The sequence below is a fragment of the Thalassospira sp. MCCC 1A02898 genome (assembly GCF_001618185.1).
Classification (GTDB): Bacteria; Pseudomonadota; Alphaproteobacteria; order Rhodospirillales; family Thalassospiraceae; genus Thalassospira; species Thalassospira tepidiphila.
In genome coordinates this window covers 270,366-286,952 of the sequence record NZ_LPXK01000011.1, presented here as the reverse complement: position 1 = coordinate 286,952, position 16,587 = coordinate 270,366, and the positions used below count along the sequence as shown (strand labels likewise).

Here is a 16,587-nt window from a genome sequence, read left to right as displayed (position 1 = left end):
TCAGAAATGGCTCACCCCGAAATATCTGTCATCATCCGGACCTACAATGAGGAAAAGTACCTTCCGCTATTATTGGAGGCACTTAGCAACCAAGAACGCCAAAATTTCGAAACTATAATAGTCGACTCTGGATCGACAGATAATACCTGCAAAATCGCAGCACCGAGGGCACACAAGCTCATAGAAATAAAGAAACATGACTTCACCTTCGGGTACGCTTTGAACGTAGGAGGGGCCGCGGCGTCAGGAAAGTACCTCGTGATGGTCTCTGCCCATACTAAACCCGTGGGAAGGGATTGGCTCGAAAGACTTGTTGCACCATTGCGAAGCGAGAGTGTTGCAATGTCTTATGGGCGCCAAATAGGTTGGGAAACATCTAAGTTCGGCGAGGCCACGGACTTCTATCGAGTATTTCATACACGTAAGGAAGACCTAAAGCCCCCTCACTTTTTTGCAAACAACGCAAACTCAGCCGTTCGCAGGGATCTCTGGCAAGATCACCCGTTCGATGAAGAGCTCCCCGGCCTAGAAGATGCCGAGTTTGCCAAGTATTGGATGGAACGCGGCTACAGGGTGGTTTACGAACCTGAAGCTATAATTCACCACATTCATGAGGAAAGCTGGCCGCAAGTTCATAGGCGCTACTTCCGAGAAGCTGTAGCCGCACGCGTGATGGGACTTTCCGGCAAAGCACACATCCCGAACGTTGTTTCCAGAGAAAGCTACTGGTTTTTCAAAGATGTCATTTGCCAAATCTTCAATCCTCCAAAGGAAGTTCGCAGACGAGCATGGTTTACGGAGCTAAAAGAGATAGCACGTTTCCGCTACCTCAAAGCATTAGGAACGGTTCAAGGCATCCTTAGCTCCGAAGAAATCAAAAGTCAGAACATCCGACAGTTTTACTTCTTCGACAAAACTGGCAAAACGGTCATTATTGCCGAGCCGGGATTGGCAAGCGTTGAGGATGTAGAAGTCAGAACACCGAAACCTGGAGAAGTCCTACTTCGAGTAGCCTACGCTGGCGTTAGCTCAACTGATATAGAAATGTTCGATGGAACCTTCGAATACAACGGCCAGCACTATGATTGCTACCCCAAGACCCCAGGAAGAGAATTCTCAGCAACAGTGGCGGCAATGGGCCAAAATGTAAAGCACTTGGCCGTCGGTGAACCTGTAATCGCAGAGAATTTACAACAATGCGGCGAATGCGCTCAATGCATAGACGGCCACTCGAACGGTTGCGCGAAACTGAATGATATTGGAGTAACATCAGAACAAGGAGCATACTCCGAGTACCTGATTTTACCAGGGCATCAGGTCCACAAACTCCCGGACAATGTCGATTTAAAACTTGCCACGCTTATTGAACCATTGGCCGTTGCGATCAAGGGACTATCCAAGATTGAAAATATTCGAGTTAACAAACCGTCTTCGTCCGACGTTTTCGGGGTATATGGAGCAGGTTTGCTCGGACAACTTATTTCCTTAACCTTGCAACACCGAGGGCATAAGGTACAGGTTATAGACAAAAACCCATCCCGCCTAAAGCCGTTATCTCCGTTAGTCACAACAACTGACGATCCAGATATCCTGATTTCTTGTGGTACTGTAATCGAGGTGACGGGTGACGGCGAAGTTCTAGAGAAAATAATACGTAAGACTAAACCTGGTTGCAGCATTCTTTTGATTGGACTGCCTTACGCCCGGCACTCATTTTCTATTTCAAATGTCATGATGTTTGATAAAACTCTTGTCGGATCGGTTGGATATGACAGATCGCATCTGACGGAGGCGATTGAGCTTATCAGTAAACTACCCTTGGAACACTGCCTAGAGCATGAGTTCGAATTGCAAGACTTCAAGAACGCCTGGCAAGCGCATCGCACAGGCACTGCCTTGAAGACAATCTTGCGAGTATCTTGAACAAGTAAGGTACGTCTCTAGTGAAAAAAGACTTCACAAGCTTATTGATCTCCAAAACAGCGACTGTGATGGATGCCATAAAGGCCATCGACGCAGGCGGAAAGCAAGTTGCCTTTGTTACGGCAGAAAATAATAAGCTAACAGGCAGTGTTACTGACGGCGACATCAGGCGTGGCCTCTTGCAAGGCATTAGCTTGAGCGACCCTGTTGAGAAAGTGATGAAAACCAATCCAGTTCATGTCAAGCATGACAATTGGCAAAAATGGTTTGTGCTAGACTTGATGAAAACTGACAAAGTCCACCAGATACCCGTCATTGATGATGACGGTTGCATCGTCTCAATTTCATCTATTGATGACCTGCTCGAACAACCTGAACCAAACAATACTTGGGTTGTCATAATGGCTGGCGGACTTGGCACAAGGCTGCGCCCACTAACACACGATGTGCCAAAACCAATGCTACCGGTGGGCGGCAGACCATTACTGGAGAGTATTATCCGAAATTTTGTCGCCCAAGGTTACAGAAAATTTTTCCTCTCTGTAAACTATAAGGCAGACATTGTTGAGAAGCATTTTGAAGACGGTACAGACTTCGGTGCCGATATCAGATACTTGCACGAAAACAAACGTCTCGGCACAGCTGGCGCTTTAAGCTTACTCCCAGAACGACCAGATGCCCCCGTTATTGTGATGAATGGCGACTTGCTAACAACTGTCAATTTTGATCATCTGTTGCAGTTTCATAACGAGCATCAAGCGGAGGCAACAATATGTGGACGAGAATATCAACAACAGGTGCCGTATGGCGTACTGAAAACAGAAAACTCGTATTTGACTCAAATTGTTGAGAAACCCTCTACCAAATATCTCGTCAATTCAGGTATTTATGTCGTGTCGCCAGACGCCTTGGAATTAATTCCGAAGAACACCTATTTTGACATGCCACAATTGTTTGAATTACTCCTAAAACAAGATAAACGGACTGTAGTTTTCCCGATGCACGAATACTGGCTTGATATTGGTCAATTCAAAGATTTGGAAAAGGCGCAAACCGAATTTGAACTTTTATTTGGATCCGAGAGTTAATAATGAATCGCACAATCGACGAAAACAGTATTAGACCAGACGATATTTTCGAGAAATTTTTAGAGCTGTGCATTGAGGATGCAGAGAATTTTTTTAACAAAGAAAACTTTATTGAGATTCCATGTCCTGCATGCGGATCAGACGAAAAGGACTCATGGTTTAAAAAACACAGTTTTCAGTATGTGGAATGTGCCAATTGCAGGTCCCTATTTGTCAGTCCAAGGCCATCGCTCGAAGACCTCGGAAACTACTATTCATCTTCCGCATCTGCAGCGTACTGGGCAGATAATGTAATAAAGAAAACACTTTCTTCGCGCAGAAAGTCGATCGTTCGACCAAATGTCGAAAGAATATCCGAATTGACGTTTGAGAAAGCTAATCAAGACCATACGATAATCGATATCGGAGCAGGAAGTGGATCATTTCTATCGGAATGGAAAAACGAGCACCCAAAAGCATCTTTAATTGCAATCGAACCGGGCGATCAAGCTGCGAAGGAATGCGAGAAGCTAAACATACAAGTAAAAAAAGGCGTTGTCGAAAATACATACAAGGGCATCGGCCCAAAAGGGGATATTGTTACTTGCTTTGAGGTGATTGAGCACGTTCAAAACCCAAAAGCATTCGCGACAGCAGTTTTTGGGTTAGTTGCCCCAGAGGGCACAGCAATCATAACTGGCTTGGGGGTTGACGGATTTGATATTCAGATAATGTGGGAGAACTCAAGAAGCATTATGCCTCCGCATCATTTGAACTTTATGTCGGCAGAAGGTATAAAAGAGCTGTTTCTCAACGCAGGTTTCTCAAAAGTGACCGTAGTAACCCCTGGTAGACTGGACGTAGAAATCGTATCACGCGCAATAGCACGTAAAAGCTACACCCCCCAATCGCGGTTCGAAAGATTTCTGTTTTCTCGAAACCCTGCCACGCTCGACGCTTTTCAGCAATTTTTGGCCGAAAACAAGATGAGTTCCCACGTGTGGGCAATATGCCAACGTTGATTGCGAATGATGTGCTGAGCGAGTCCTATTAAACTTGATGGACGACAAACATTATACGCTTAGACAAAGCCACTTTGGTCACCTTTACATTTGGCGTTTTTTGGAGCCATTCATTCCATGCGCGCTGTATTCCGTGCATGGGGTGACAATGATGGCGAACCCAATCGTCAATTACAATCACCGAACCGACCTGCAACCCATGCTGCAAATAATTAAAGATTGGCACTGCAGACTCATAAATGTCGCAGTCAATGTAAGTCATTGCGACTTTACGGTGTGAAAACACTTCTTTGGCAAGATCCTCAGTCAAACTCTCGTCATAGAATCCCTCTACGACTCCGATCTGATCAGACGCCACCCCATCATTTGTCACATTTTTATGGAACAATTCGCGAGAGGCCGAAAAAGCGCCCTTCTCAAAATGTGATGGTGCATACGAGTCTGCTGTTTCAGGCAATCCCGCGAATGAATCGTACGCCCAGAACTTCATTTCAGAAAACAACTCATGACGAGTATGTTTTTGAAACAGGTTGGCAACTTTACTGAACGATCGCCCCCTGAAGACACCGAATTCATGATAGTCACCAACCACGTTATTCATAACCGCAGTTTCGACGCCAAACGACAAAGGCCAATCGAGGATGGAACGTCTGACGATCCCTTCAATCTGGTTTTCAATTTTATTTCGAATGAACCGATACATCGCTTCGCTTACCTCGTACTCTGAAGTTGGGAGCGTCACATTATGCATTTACAGAGAAGTTTCAACACTTAATCGGAGCCCCGATTACGAATGCTGACCGAAACTGTGGTTAAAACACTCCCTTATCAACCTGACATCATTCTCTGGATCCAAAAGGCACACTCATTCCAAAAACTCTGTCTCGAATTCAACATTTGACTAATCTGACCGTTTCACTAAAAGCAACTGCATGATGTACAACATTCAAATTCGAACAGTCTGCGAAAAAAATGGCCTCTTTTAGTAGTTCGATTAAAATGATTTCCTTGGTTGTTCGAGATAATCGGGGTGCAACATTTACGGTTATATCTTGCTTGACACTCGCCACAGCTTTGGAAGCCATCGGAATTTCAGCAATGTTTCCGGTACTAGCCGCGATGCTGGATATGGACACCCAAATTCAGGACGGCATCATCGGAAGAACAATACAAATTGCGCAGTCTTACTCTGTATATCAGACCGCTGCTTTTATTTTAGGTTGCTTTGTTCTCAAGTCGATAGTCAACCATCTTTCTTATTACATTATAGCTAAGCATATTGCGAGTTTTTCAAACAAGCTTCGTATTTCGTTTGTGGACGCTGTTGTTAGATCAAAAATTACATTTATTCATTCGAAGTCACTTGGCGAGAACCTGTCTGTTCTAACCAATGATTCAATTCGCTCGGCGCAAGCCTATATCTCAGCAGCACGGACAGTTTCAAGCGGTATGCAGGTTGCGCTCTATGTCCTATACGCACTATGGCTCTCGGTTCCTGCAACTCTGCTTTCTTTTGTCACAATAGCTCTTTTAACACTTCTGGTACGTGGCACCCTTTCAAGAACCCGCGAAGCAGGTCACGACACCACAGTTCATATGCATGCTTTATCTAAAAATATGGGAGAAGCAATAAGAGGTATAAAAGCGGCAAAAGCAAGTGCACGAGAGGAGTTTATATGCAAGAAGATCAAAAACTCCTCTGAAAAATTATACGAAGCACATAGAACTGGCATTCTCGTTGGACAGACTCTAAGAAACATTCAAGATCCCGTACTGGTCGGATCCGTATTATTCTGCCTAATATCTTTTAAAGTCTTACTTCAACTAGACCCAAGCGAAATTATTTTCATTCTTGCGATATACTACCGCCTAATGTCGTCGATGAATACACTTCAAGCAGATATTCAGAAATACCTTGGTCAAGAATCTGCACTTTGGTCGATACTTAACATCACTCGAAAAGCGGAAGAAGAAAAAGAAGTCCACACAAAGGGGCATTCAATAACATTTGAAACCCCCCAAGACATTCGACTTAAAAACATTGGTCTTTGCTTCGGAGAAAAGGAAATTTTCACCGGGCTAAATTTTACCTTTCCAAAGAATCAGATTACCTTATTAAAAGGTGAATCGGGGAAAGGGAAGACTTCTGTAATTGACATTATTTGCGGACTGCTTCAACCGACGCAAGGTGAAGTCAAAGTCAGCGGCACTCCCTTGGCGCAAATCGACATATACCAATGGCGGCGGCAGATCGGGTATGTAGACCAATTCCCATTTTTGTTTAAGGGATCAGTTCGCGAAAACATCGTCCAAGATGGGCCTACATTCGAGAACGATGAGCACCTTAATAATTGCCTGACACTGAGTCACTTGGACGATTTTGTCGCGTCTCTTGAAGATGGACTAAACTTTATGCTCGAAGAGGGCGGGAACAACATCTCTGGTGGTCAACGGCAAAGGATCGCCCTTGCCCGAGCCCTCTATTTCCGACCCAACTATCTAATATTGGACGAACCGACCAGTGCACTGGACCCTAGCAGTCAAGAAATGATTTTCAATTCTATGACGGCCCTAAAGAAACAGATGACCGTGATTGCTATTAGCCATAGTACAGAGATAGAACCATATGCTGACAGCGTCCTAGATATGGGGGAGATATCTCGCACCTAGATCCGCTATCTAGCCCGTCGGCGCAGAAACGTCACGGACAATAGCCTGAGCTATCCGGCCGGCAACATCCGGATCTCGACTATCCCCGTACAGTTCTTGCGCAAAGAACTCTCCAGCATCTTCACTGTTAACTCGTGCACAACCCGAACGCATTTGCACAATTAGCTCTTCCAGGTCGGATAGGCTATTCAGAATCGACCACGCATTCCCATGGTCAAAAACGGTATCGAACTCCTGCAAAAATGCCAAGTATCCAGCCACCTTATCTTTAAGCAACACGTGGAACGCAATTGACGAACCAGAGAACAAGACAAGGTCACTCCAATCAATTAACTCTGTTGATGGCACATCAGGAACCAAGTGAACACCCGGAAGCTCTGCGATACTCATAAAGTCAAACTTCATCCCTCTGGTATGAGGCTTGATAGCCAACTCAACATCGTTCATGAATGCTAATTTTGTTAGGCATTTTTTTAGTAAGTCAATATCGACACCGTAGTTAATCTTAGACAACATAATGGATACGTGGACTACTCTTGGAAGTCGTACCAAGCGTCGATCCGAAACATCAACTAGAATATCAGAGAGCTTCTTCACCCAAACCGCATTCATTCGGGGATTTCCAAACCTGACAACATTGACGCTCGGCAGAGCCTGCCGCTCAAACATTTCGTCAATGGGACCGGATACGTTAAAGAAGCGGACAGCAACTTCACGAAGTTTGATGTTACTCGTGTCTACTTTAGCCGGATTTGAGACATAGTATATGTGATGCCCCGTCTTGATCGCGTAGATTGGGATGTAGCGAGATTTCGATATCTCCACCAACTTATCAACAATTGGTGATCGCCCCTCTTGAAAAACAATCTCGTCGGTAAGGACGATACCGTCCGAAATAGCATCAACTACCTTGTTGACCCAACTCCCCATACTATCAAAAGATGACCTCATGATAGTTCGGACAATCAGATCTGCCGGCTTAAGAGCCACATCAAGAACAGAAGAAATTTTTCTAACTTTTCTTATTCGCGACAAAACCGCAGACGATAGCCTCAATATTCGGGGACAATTCTCGAGTTCAGTAATTCTGGAGAAACGGACTTTATAGTTCTTCTTGAGGAAATCAGTTAGCTCGTGATGATATGGTTCTGAGACATGCCCATCAGCTATAAGTCCAATAACATGAATGTCTGAATATCCGCGCTCTGCCAAGGCAACGATAACTGAAGCCTGCATGTCCATATCGTTATAAGCACGGTTTAGAAAGACCGCTTTGCGCCGACGTTTATTTTGGATTTCAGTCATTACAAAAGTCTCTCATCACACTCAAGTCTCAAGACCCCTTCACAAAACAGCTCTGTTTTGACACAGCCCTTTGGTAAACCTTCGCCCGCAACATACTCATCAACAGTTCTATTTACCAAGCTGATATCCAACCCCATTTCCTTGTGGCGTCCATAGTCCTCCGCAATGGCACGATATCTTAGAGACATCGGCATTACCCTTCGGAACACTTGATGCTCGTTCATGAGTAAAAGCATCCCATTCAAAAACCTTTTGATTCGCTCTTTGAATTCGATCTTGCAGCCTTCCAGCCCCCTTGTCGGTTCTGGAGCGATTGCTGAAAACACTTTTTCAATTCTTGTCGAAGCACTTCCATTACAATCCGAATAGATCCAGGGTTTCAGAACCTCATCTGCGCCTTCTTTTTTTCTGTATTCCTGCGTGCTAATCGCTTCTAATACTAATGTAGTGAACTCTCGCCGGTTTTCGGCGCGTAAAGATACCGCCGCAGGCAGTTCTAAATCTGCAATATCCAAGTACTCTGGGACCCTAGGTTCGTAGGTCAGTACAGGCACTCCAAGCAGATACCCCTCTACGCTCGTAGTGCTTCTAAAGTGGAGCATAGCGCGAGAACCTAATATCCACGACGTCACACTTCCGTTGTACACGACATGAATATTAGCGTGCGCTTGCTCCAACCGTTTCCACATTTCATGTGTCTCTGATGGGTGTGGTCTTACGACAAAACTTGTCTCAGGGAATTGTTGGGCAAGCTCAGGAAGGAATTGGTAATACTCGTTAAACGTAATACGCAGCAGCTCTCCTTGTGCTTGCAACAAGCGTGTCATATGCGACGAAATGCCCTTACCCGCCATTTCAAAAGTCAGACCAACGCCGTACTCGGTCCCCATCCGATGTGCTGCACCACCAAAACTCGATGGAACAAATATATAGTCTCCAAAATCCCTTTGATGATCTTTTATCGCCTTGCCATAAACAGCGCGAGCATAGTCCACCCAAAAATCAGAGCGTGGGCTACCTGTGAGTACTGCTTTACTCTCAAACTCGGGGAGGGCCTTGGAAAAGGCATTGCATTGCATTTCTCCCCAAAACAACATCTTGTCTACGATAGATAGGGTGTCTGAGTTGTATCTGAGCTGGCTCTCAAATGAAGAGACCTGATCCACAAGCCCCTCTTCATCCAACACACAAATTCGATGGCCTGCGTCAAAAATCAATTTCAATTGATTGAATTCATTCGGGGTCGCACTTTTGACCAGAAACACCCCTTGAGGAAGGGACTTGCATCGCGCCATCAATGCACGTTTTTGGCCAACGAATACATTCCATCCACGCGATGCGCAAACAGCAGCAAGTAGAGCTTTCCCGTCAAGCTCTCTGACGACGAGCTCCATAGGAATATACAAAAATTTATCGCGCATTATAACCGTTTGGATGCGTTAAGAAATGAAGCTACTTAGAATTTTTAATCCTGTTGCCCCACTCTTTTCTGGGTGGAACTGGACACCGACGATGTTGTCCTTTTTTATTGCAGCACTGATCATAGAATTACCATAGTAACTTGATGCAATCAGGTGTCTGGAGTCGTCAGGAATTGCTGTAAAGGAATGAACAAAATATGCGCAGTCACCAGCATTGAGTTGACTTAGAGGGGTGTTAGCCCACGAACCACATTTGTGACCAGCAGGAAGCTCAAGCTCCGCCCACCCAATATGGGGAATTTTCTGAACACGACCATTAATGTGTTCGGGTAGAATTGCAACAACCCTACCAGAGACCAAACCGAGCCCCTTATGCTCGCCAAACTCCTCCCCAACATCGAAAAGCATCTGCATACCAACACAAATACCAAGTAAAGGACGGCTTTCAGCCACATAATTCATCAAGGCGGTTCGTAAACCACTTTCATCAAGTGCAAGCATGCAGTCCCCGAACGCACCTACACCCGGCAAAATAAGCCTTTCGACTTTATCCATACCTTCTGGGGTATCAACCAAAGCGACTTCAGCACCGCAATGCTCTACGGCCCGCTTCACGCTCATCAGATTGCCTACTCCATAGTTCACAATTCCTACTCGGTTTTTTGCAATCATTAATGAGTTTTTCCCAACGGTCTGATATCAATTTGGCTTGAAATTGCTGCATCGCGAATCTCACTCAAAGAGTAACGCTCGTAGTGCAAAACATCTGCCATCGAAACAGCATCAGCATGTCCCTTTGTCACAACATCAACCAAGTGACTCAAATTTCCCATACCACCAGAAGCGATAACTGGAACGGGCACAGCGTCAGCAACGGTCTGGGTCAGATCTATATCAAAACCTTTTCGTGTTCCTTCGTTATCAACCGACGTTAGGAGGATCTCTCCTACGCCCATTTGACACGCACGTTTCGCCCAATCGACAACATCCAAACCGGTGTGCTCGCGTCCATTGTCGGTAAAAGCTTCCCATCCTTCACCATTAGGGCGTCGCTTGGCCTCAATTGACAAAACAACACACTGGGAACCGAAAGTACGAGAGATCTCCTTCAATAAATCAGGCCTTTTCACGGCAGCCGTGTTGACGGCAACTTTGTCCGCACCGGCCTGCAATGCTTGCCGAACATCCTCTAGACTGCGAATTCCCCCACCTACAGTGATCGGTACAAATACATCTTTCGTTGTTCGTGAGACAATATCGAGAAGGCTGTTTCTCTCGTACAAGGACGCTACGATATCCATATAGATAATCTCGTCGATTCCTTGTTCGTAATAGCGTTTTGCAAAATCGTTGGGATCGCCGATTTTCCGCAACCCCTCCAAGTGGATGCCCTTAATCAAGTTGGGGGCCTTTACATCCAATCTGGCTATCAAGCGTACACGCGACATCAGTGAAGAACCCGTAAAATTTAGTTCGAAAATATTTTGTGCCGAAGCAACCACGAACCGTTCTCGTATTTCCAAAGATGCGGAGAGCGAAACTCATCCACCTTACGATCAAAACTATCTTTGGACATTATTGGGTCTTCGAACTGGGCGCAGATGGCGGAACCAAATTCCTTCTCCGTTATTGACATGTAGTCAAATAACTCTTGCTCGAAACGAACCGGATATTCGCCATCAAATTTCTTTACCAATGCGATTCCTTCGTCACGCTCAATGTCACCGGATCGAACTTCTTGGGACGCATCGTAGGTTGCACGTCCAATACCGAATTTTACAAATGTGGTATAGTAATGCAGATCATCCATCTTATCGTCGATGGAGTTATATTTTGAATAAGTTCCGGGAGTTCTCTCGGGCGCAGCTTCAAATCCACCATGCTCTACTGCATAATAATAAGCGGCCTGAGGATGCCACTTGACGTAGTAGCCGAGATAATGCACCTCAATCCCTTGCTTTTCTACAACCTTTGGATCAATCGGCAGATAAGGCTCTAGATCGTGCTGACGAAGACCAAACGTAGATTTCAGGTCATGAAATGATGTACCGCCAAGATAAACGTCGTGGTCATCAGAAGTGGTAAAGTATTCGTACTCGGCAAAATCGCGTTTCGCACTCTCATTCTCCTCGGAGGGATTACCATACTCACTACCACTTTCGCCGTAGAAAATCAGTTGGATATTGTGCAAAGCAGCCATTTTAGCTGCCAAGTGGCGCTGCCCTACAATAAATGGCTGGAAAGGATGCAGCAAACGATCAAATGCCAGTCGTGTCAGAAGACGATGAACACGACCATTCGGTGTGACAAGGATATTATCGAAGCCGGCATGAATCCATTTCTGGAAGTTTCTCCATCCCCAGTCTGTGTAAATGTGTGGGGCCCAAGTTACGGTTAGCGGATTCATTCCATACTTGTACTTAAGAAGATGGGCCTGCATAAAACTGTCTTTGCCGCCAGACCCTGGTACAAGACAATCATAAGAACCATCTTTGGAGCGATACTTGTCACAGAGCTCTATAAGCTCTTGCTCCCGATCGTCCCAATTAACTGTATCTTTCCAATCCTTAGTTTTGCATGCGTCGCAAACACCTTCAGAAAAAGCAATAACCTTCTTCTTTGTTTCTTTTGTGTGCTTTTGCTCGATCGTGGAATTAGGCCGCTGGTTCGATATCACGCAGGTTCTGCAGAATTCGACGTTATGCGGGAGACCGTAATATGCTTCGTTTGGAGCATCTGTCTCATATTTTGAAAATTTGCTCATAAAATTGGTCCTTTTAAAATCATGATATCGACGGCAATCAGAGCGAAGTTTAATGCCATTCGCCTAAACAGCAGATTTCTCTAATACATAAAAAAGTTGCCCCTTGAAAGGCGACCTGAAAACATGACCGTCTTGATAGTCAACGCTATAGCGGTCACGAAGTTTGAAGCCAGCTTTTCGAACCAACGTCTCCAGCTCTTGTGCTACAAACAAGTGTCCAGATGACTTAAATATCTTTCCTTCAATATTCCAGTCGTAATTTGCATCGCCTCGCTTTTCATCAAAGATGAATGAGTCGATCAAAACACGTTTGGCAACGGTAAAAGCACCATAAGCAGTTGCATTATGTCGGTTATTTACATCGAGCATTAGTATGCCGCCATCAATCAACTTATCGGCAATACATTTCAAAGCAGTTAGGCGCGCATCCGAGTTTCTCACATGTCCCAACACATTCCACAACGTCAAGGCCACACTGAATTGACCAATGTGCAATTCGTCAATCTTCTCTGCCAATACTTCTCGAACATCTCCCGCCAGATTCTGGCGACAAATTTTTGCCATCTCTTGGCTTGGTTCGACAGCAAGATAGTCTGTTATACCAGCCTTCTGGACTATGCGAGCGGTTCGCCGGCCATCCCCGGCTCCTATGTCAAGCAGTCGATCTTCAGGCGACAAACGCTCAATAACGAGGTTTTCGATAGCCGCGAGGTATGCTGATCTACTCATTGAGTAATTCTCATACATCGGAGCTATAGCATCATAAGCCTGCAACGTCGTTTCACTTCTCGTTTCCGCGCTGTCTACCATGCTGTCCAACCACCATCTACGATTAGGTTTTGCCCCGTAACATAAGCAGCATCATTAGATAGCAAGAATGCAACAGCGCCGGCGATATCTTCGTTTGTAGCCATTCGCCCCAAAGGTGTCTTATATTCATACCTAGAAACGAATTGCTCGTCCTGTCCCCTTTCTATTCCACCTGGCGTCACAGTATTAACTCGAACATCCGGTGCCAACACCGTGCTGAGCCAACGACTGAGCTGAATTAATCCTCCTTTTGACGCCGCATACGCGGCTGGATTGGTCATGTTAAGACCTTCGTAAATACGATGATCAGGCCCTACCAAGCCATAAATCGAACTTACATTCACTATTGCACCGGATTCTGACTTTCGAAGAAGTGAGCTTAGGCTTTGCGCTAGAAAAAATGGGGCCAATAAATTGACCTTCATTACTTTCTCCCAAGCCTCATAGCCCTCCTCTTCGAATGGAACTCCCCATCCTGGAGTATCATCGTAGAACGCCGCATTATTCACTAGAAAATCCATGCGGCCAAACTGCTGCGAAACAGTTTCACACACCTGAGAAAAGGCGTCTGGGCTTGATAAATCGCAAGGTATGAAATCAGCGTTTACTTGATACTCTTCGGTGATCGAAGAACATGCGCGCGCCGCTTGTTCCCTATCCTTGTCCAGCAAGACTACATCAACTTTATTGCCCGCCAGCTTACGTGCTACAGCCTGACCAATATGTCCTGCTCCGCCGGTAATAAGAGCGATTCTATTTGTCATGGAATTGAGGTCCTCGATAAGGTGTTCTTAATATGATATCAGCCAAATACAGATCATATTCCGTGTCGATATCCAGAGCTCTTTCTTGAGGAACCACAATAGCGCCAACCTTACCATCAACAAGCCTATCACACGACATAACGTAATCAGTGTTAGCAACGTACACAGATGTTGTTATGTCATACACACAAGGAACATCTTGCCTACGATAACTGCTGCCTTCTGAAATCACCACGTTGATCAACCGATCCTCATTGATGGTGACCATATTTAGATAAGGGCTTCGCAACGATGGTGATATGGCAAAAACGACGTCGCAATCGCCTTCAGAATGACGTTTTACTGCCGCATCAATATCACTTGGCGCTCTAAGTGGACTAGTGGCAGGAAGTGAAACCAGAACATCCTGTTTATCTTGACTAAATATTTCGGGCATTTGTTCAATCGCATGACGCCAAGCTAAAATTTCTGGCGTGGCATCTGCAGCCAAGCTGGCAGGGCGCATCAAAACACGTGCACCAAATTTTTCTGAAACTTCGGCTATTTCCTCATCATCAGTAGAAACTACCACCTGCCCTATGCAACTTGCTGACAAAGCACATTCAATTGAATGTGCGATTAATGGCTTACCTTTTACCAGACGAACATTTTTCCGAGGAACACCTTTAGATCCCCCTCTGGCAAAAATCATTCCTGTCAAGAGTGATCTATTTGACATCCTGTTCCCCTGGGAAGTGCAGACGTTTCCCTTTGGCATTGGACGCTTTGGCAAGATCAATTAACCTCATAACGTTCGCGGCATGCCTCACATCAACAGCATCCTTGAAGCTGGCCGTCTCTTCAAATCGATCTTGGTATGCCTTTAGCGACCGGCTGAAAAAGTAGTCGAACTGCCTCAAATAAAGTTCATTGCCATTTTCAAGTCTTGTAGCATCTACAGCCGTGCCATTCGGATTACTAGGTGTTTTCAACACTAGGTTTTCATTTATGAGATCCGCTTGTAATGTTGCCTCTGTACCGACGATTTGAAGAAACATGTTTGCCGTACGCTGTAAGAAATCTAGCTGGACGTGAACAGTTTTTGACCCGTTTTGTGGGCCGTACTCAAGAAAGACTTGAGCAGAGTCCTCTACATCTATATCGAGATCACTAAGCTTTGAGGCACTGCATATCACGCTATCTGGCAATCCAAACAACCAAGTTGCGTAGTCGAGTTCGTGACTTAACTCAAGGAGGCAACCTCCGCCGAGTGATTTTTGGGCACTCACACCAAGACGGTAGTCTGTTTCAGGTCTCCAATCAGGAAGATACTGCCCCACCTCTACATGCGCAGTAAGGACCCGCCCTAAAGTACCGGCGGCCATGAGACTTCTTACCTCATGTAGGATTGGTAAAAACCGTAAGACGTAACCGATCATCAAAAATGCATTCGACTCCGTTACAATAGTCGCAAATTCATCAATATGATCCGAAGTATGAGACAGGGGTTTCTCAAGGAAAACCGGAATACCGCGTTCTATAAACGGAAGGCTATATCTAACATGCTCAGTCGCGGGCGAAGAAATTATAACAGCGTCTGGCGCAAATGAGATTGCATCACCAATAGAGCCGAGCAATATGTCAGCGCCGACAGGAACAACACCGTCATTTTTAGTATATTGACGAAAGACAGCAATTTCTGCATTTGGAAGCAGCTCACGGGTATTTTTTAGATGTCTCCGGCCGATGCTTCCTAAGCTTATGAGAAGAATTTTTTTTTTTTGCATTTCTGTCAAACCTTTATTGGAAGTCGGTCCATTTTATTGGTTCATCGTAAGCCTTGTCTTTTGTCAGACGCAGTCCCACGACTTTATCGATATCGCTCGGGACAACGGCTCCGGTTGTTGCTGGTCGTTTAATGCCAATCATATCCTTGGTTAATACGGTACCTTTCAGCAAAAGAGGTGCATTTACTGTCAACGTTTTTCTGATGAGAGGCCTGTTTGAGCTTTCACACGACATAGGACGCTTGATCCCATCACCAACGCTCTTCACAGCCCCTTTGACAGCCTCAACTAAAATCTTTAGCTCTGCAATATCACTAGAAGCTTTGTGATCAGGTCCAGGCAGAGACTTGTCCAACGTATAGTGCTTTTCGATCATGGCCGCCCCCAAGCTGGCAGCTGCAATTGAAGCAACAATGCCATCGGAATGATCCGAATAACCCACAGGAACATTCAAGGCGCTACGCAAGGTAGCCATCGCGCTCAGATTAAGTTCATTGAGAGGTGCCGGGTATTCTGAGACGCAGTGCATGAATGCAATTTCTCGAGATGCCACTTGTTCTACCCACTCCAGTGCCTGACAGCACTCCGACAAATAGCTTGCACCTGTCGATATCAGAAGGGCATCAAACTTCTCAGCCATGTGTTGTAGCAAGGGCTTGTTATTAAGTTCCGGAGACGGAACCTTAATACTTTTGCAACCCAACGTATCCGCAATGAAATCAACACTTCCGTGATCGAATGCAGCACAGAGAAAACCTATATTTCTCTCATTACAATAGGCGTGCGCCTTTACGATCCACTCGTCGGGAAGCTCCAACTTCTGAGCCATCTGAAGTTGGCTCTCACCCTGACCGGCTTTTCGTTGGTAGTCAGTTGATGACGCAAATTCAGATAACTCATCCTTAGAGGAAAAGCGCTGAAGCTTGATGATATCGACACCAGCCTCGATCCCCGCATCAATCAATTTGAACAGGAGGTCGATATCTCTGTTGTGGTTGACACCAATCTCTCCAATGATTTTACATTCACCGGCTTTCGAGAAGTCGAATTCTGCTGCTTCGAAGTTCATTAAGTC

At 45.4% G+C, this 16,587-nt stretch carries 15 protein-coding genes; 4 read left to right on the top strand and 11 right to left on the bottom strand.

Annotation, left to right across the window (positions count from 1 at the left end; all coding sequences use genetic code 11):
* Nucleotides 1-6 precede the first annotated feature (6 nt).
* The 3 genes from AUQ41_RS12305 to AUQ41_RS12295 are packed head-to-tail and all read left to right on the top strand — an operon-like array spanning nucleotide 7 to nucleotide 4,012.
* Nucleotides 7-1,923 (top strand): alcohol dehydrogenase catalytic domain-containing protein, encoded by a 1,917-nt coding sequence (locus AUQ41_RS12305; RefSeq protein ID WP_063088680.1) that lies wholly within the window; start codon nucleotides 7-9, stop codon nucleotides 1,921-1,923.
* Nucleotides 1,924-1,943: 20 nt separating this feature from the next.
* Nucleotides 1,944-3,011: a nucleotidyltransferase family protein gene (locus AUQ41_RS12300; protein WP_198155634.1), complete on the top strand. Its 1,068-nt coding sequence runs from the start codon at nucleotides 1,944-1,946 to the stop codon at nucleotides 3,009-3,011.
* A gap of 2 nt (nucleotides 3,012-3,013) precedes the next feature.
* Nucleotides 3,014-4,012, top strand: a complete 999-nt coding sequence (locus AUQ41_RS12295) for a class I SAM-dependent methyltransferase (RefSeq protein ID WP_063088679.1) — start codon at nucleotides 3,014-3,016, stop codon at nucleotides 4,010-4,012.
* 28 nt (nucleotides 4,013-4,040) lie between these two features.
* Here the strand turns inward: AUQ41_RS12295 and AUQ41_RS12290 are convergent, their stop codons facing one another.
* Nucleotides 4,041-4,715 (bottom strand): TylF/MycF/NovP-related O-methyltransferase, encoded by a 675-nt coding sequence (locus AUQ41_RS12290; protein WP_168173381.1) that lies wholly within the window; start codon nucleotides 4,713-4,715, stop codon nucleotides 4,041-4,043.
* Between the two features lie 353 nt (nucleotides 4,716-5,068).
* On the opposite strand from AUQ41_RS12290, the gene AUQ41_RS12285 reads away from it, so the two are divergent.
* Entirely contained in the window at nucleotides 5,069-6,682 is a 1,614-nt protein-coding gene (locus AUQ41_RS12285) for an ABC transporter ATP-binding protein (protein WP_168173382.1), read from the top strand.
* Nucleotides 6,683-6,691: 9 nt separating this feature from the next.
* On the opposite strand, the gene AUQ41_RS12280 is transcribed toward AUQ41_RS12285, so the two are convergent.
* The 10 genes from AUQ41_RS12280 to AUQ41_RS12235 form a co-directional block, all read right to left on the bottom strand.
* Nucleotides 6,692-7,987 (bottom strand): hypothetical protein, encoded by a 1,296-nt coding sequence (locus AUQ41_RS12280; RefSeq protein ID WP_063088676.1) that lies wholly within the window; start codon nucleotides 7,985-7,987, stop codon nucleotides 6,692-6,694.
* A complete protein-coding gene (locus tag AUQ41_RS12275; protein WP_063088675.1) occupies nucleotides 7,987-9,408 on the bottom strand; it encodes a surface carbohydrate biosynthesis protein in 1,422 nt (473 codons plus the stop codon). The genes AUQ41_RS12280 and AUQ41_RS12275 overlap by 1 nt, the downstream gene beginning before the upstream one ends.
* 18 nt (nucleotides 9,409-9,426) lie before the next feature.
* The gene (gene hisH / locus AUQ41_RS12270) at nucleotides 9,427-10,080 is read right to left on the bottom strand and encodes an imidazole glycerol phosphate synthase subunit HisH (protein ID WP_063088674.1); all 654 of its coding nucleotides are present in this window, start codon (nucleotides 10,078-10,080) and stop codon (nucleotides 9,427-9,429) included.
* The gene (gene hisF, locus AUQ41_RS12265) at nucleotides 10,080-10,856 is read right to left on the bottom strand and encodes an imidazole glycerol phosphate synthase subunit HisF (RefSeq protein WP_063088673.1); all 777 of its coding nucleotides are present in this window, start codon (nucleotides 10,854-10,856) and stop codon (nucleotides 10,080-10,082) included. Before hisF ends, hisH begins: the two co-directional genes overlap by 1 nt.
* 20 nt (nucleotides 10,857-10,876) lie before the next feature.
* Nucleotides 10,877-12,172: an N-acetyl sugar amidotransferase gene (locus AUQ41_RS12260; protein WP_063088672.1), complete on the bottom strand. Its 1,296-nt coding sequence runs from the start codon at nucleotides 12,170-12,172 to the stop codon at nucleotides 10,877-10,879.
* 63 nt (nucleotides 12,173-12,235) lie between these two features.
* Nucleotides 12,236-12,982, bottom strand: coding sequence for a bifunctional 2-polyprenyl-6-hydroxyphenol methylase/3-demethylubiquinol 3-O-methyltransferase UbiG (locus AUQ41_RS12255; protein WP_063088671.1), 747 nt, complete (start codon nucleotides 12,980-12,982; stop codon nucleotides 12,236-12,238).
* Entirely contained in the window at nucleotides 12,976-13,746 is a 771-nt protein-coding gene (locus AUQ41_RS12250) for an SDR family oxidoreductase (RefSeq protein ID WP_063088670.1), read from the bottom strand. The genes AUQ41_RS12255 and AUQ41_RS12250 overlap by 7 nt, the downstream gene beginning before the upstream one ends.
* Nucleotides 13,736-14,464 (bottom strand): cytidylyltransferase domain-containing protein, encoded by a 729-nt coding sequence (locus AUQ41_RS12245; RefSeq protein WP_063088669.1) that lies wholly within the window; start codon nucleotides 14,462-14,464, stop codon nucleotides 13,736-13,738. Before AUQ41_RS12245 ends, AUQ41_RS12250 begins: the two co-directional genes overlap by 11 nt.
* Nucleotides 14,454-15,512, bottom strand: coding sequence for a Gfo/Idh/MocA family protein (locus tag AUQ41_RS12240; protein WP_063088668.1), 1,059 nt, complete (start codon nucleotides 15,510-15,512; stop codon nucleotides 14,454-14,456). The genes AUQ41_RS12245 and AUQ41_RS12240 overlap by 11 nt, the downstream gene beginning before the upstream one ends.
* A gap of 13 nt (nucleotides 15,513-15,525) precedes the next feature.
* Entirely contained in the window at nucleotides 15,526-16,581 is a 1,056-nt protein-coding gene (locus AUQ41_RS12235; RefSeq protein WP_063088667.1) for an N-acetylneuraminate synthase family protein, read from the bottom strand.
* Between the last annotated feature and the right edge of the window lie 6 nt (nucleotides 16,582-16,587).

Excerpts from the sequence above, each read along its gene's own strand:
- AUQ41_RS12290 (WP_168173381.1), bottom strand. The coding sequence starts at position 4,715 with ATGTATCGGTTCATTCGAAATAAAATTGAAAACCAGATTGAAGGGATC.
- hisH (WP_063088674.1), bottom strand. The coding sequence starts at position 10,080 with ATGATTGCAAAAAACCGAGTAGGAATTGTGAACTATGGAGTAGGCAAT.
- AUQ41_RS12245 (WP_063088669.1), bottom strand. The coding sequence starts at position 14,464 with ATGTCAAATAGATCACTCTTGACAGGAATGATTTTTGCCAGAGGGGGA.
- AUQ41_RS12295 (WP_063088679.1), top strand. The coding sequence starts at position 3,014 with ATGAATCGCACAATCGACGAAAACAGTATTAGACCAGACGATATTTTC.
- AUQ41_RS12250 (WP_063088670.1), bottom strand. The coding sequence starts at position 13,746 with ATGACAAATAGAATCGCTCTTATTACCGGCGGAGCAGGACATATTGGT.
- AUQ41_RS12275 (WP_063088675.1), bottom strand. The coding sequence starts at position 9,408 with ATGCGCGATAAATTTTTGTATATTCCTATGGAGCTCGTCGTCAGAGAG.
- AUQ41_RS12260 (WP_063088672.1), bottom strand. The coding sequence starts at position 12,172 with ATGAGCAAATTTTCAAAATATGAGACAGATGCTCCAAACGAAGCATAT.
- AUQ41_RS12240 (WP_063088668.1), bottom strand. The coding sequence starts at position 15,512 with ATGCAAAAAAAAAAAATTCTTCTCATAAGCTTAGGAAGCATCGGCCGG.
- AUQ41_RS12280 (WP_063088676.1), bottom strand. The coding sequence starts at position 7,987 with ATGACTGAAATCCAAAATAAACGTCGGCGCAAAGCGGTCTTTCTAAAC.
- AUQ41_RS12255 (WP_063088671.1), bottom strand. The coding sequence starts at position 12,982 with ATGGTAGACAGCGCGGAAACGAGAAGTGAAACGACGTTGCAGGCTTAT.
- hisF (WP_063088673.1), bottom strand. The coding sequence starts at position 10,856 with ATGTCGCGTGTACGCTTGATAGCCAGATTGGATGTAAAGGCCCCCAAC.
- AUQ41_RS12305 (WP_063088680.1), top strand. The coding sequence starts at position 7 with ATGGCTCACCCCGAAATATCTGTCATCATCCGGACCTACAATGAGGAA.
- AUQ41_RS12235 (WP_063088667.1), bottom strand. The coding sequence starts at position 16,581 with ATGAACTTCGAAGCAGCAGAATTCGACTTCTCGAAAGCCGGTGAATGT.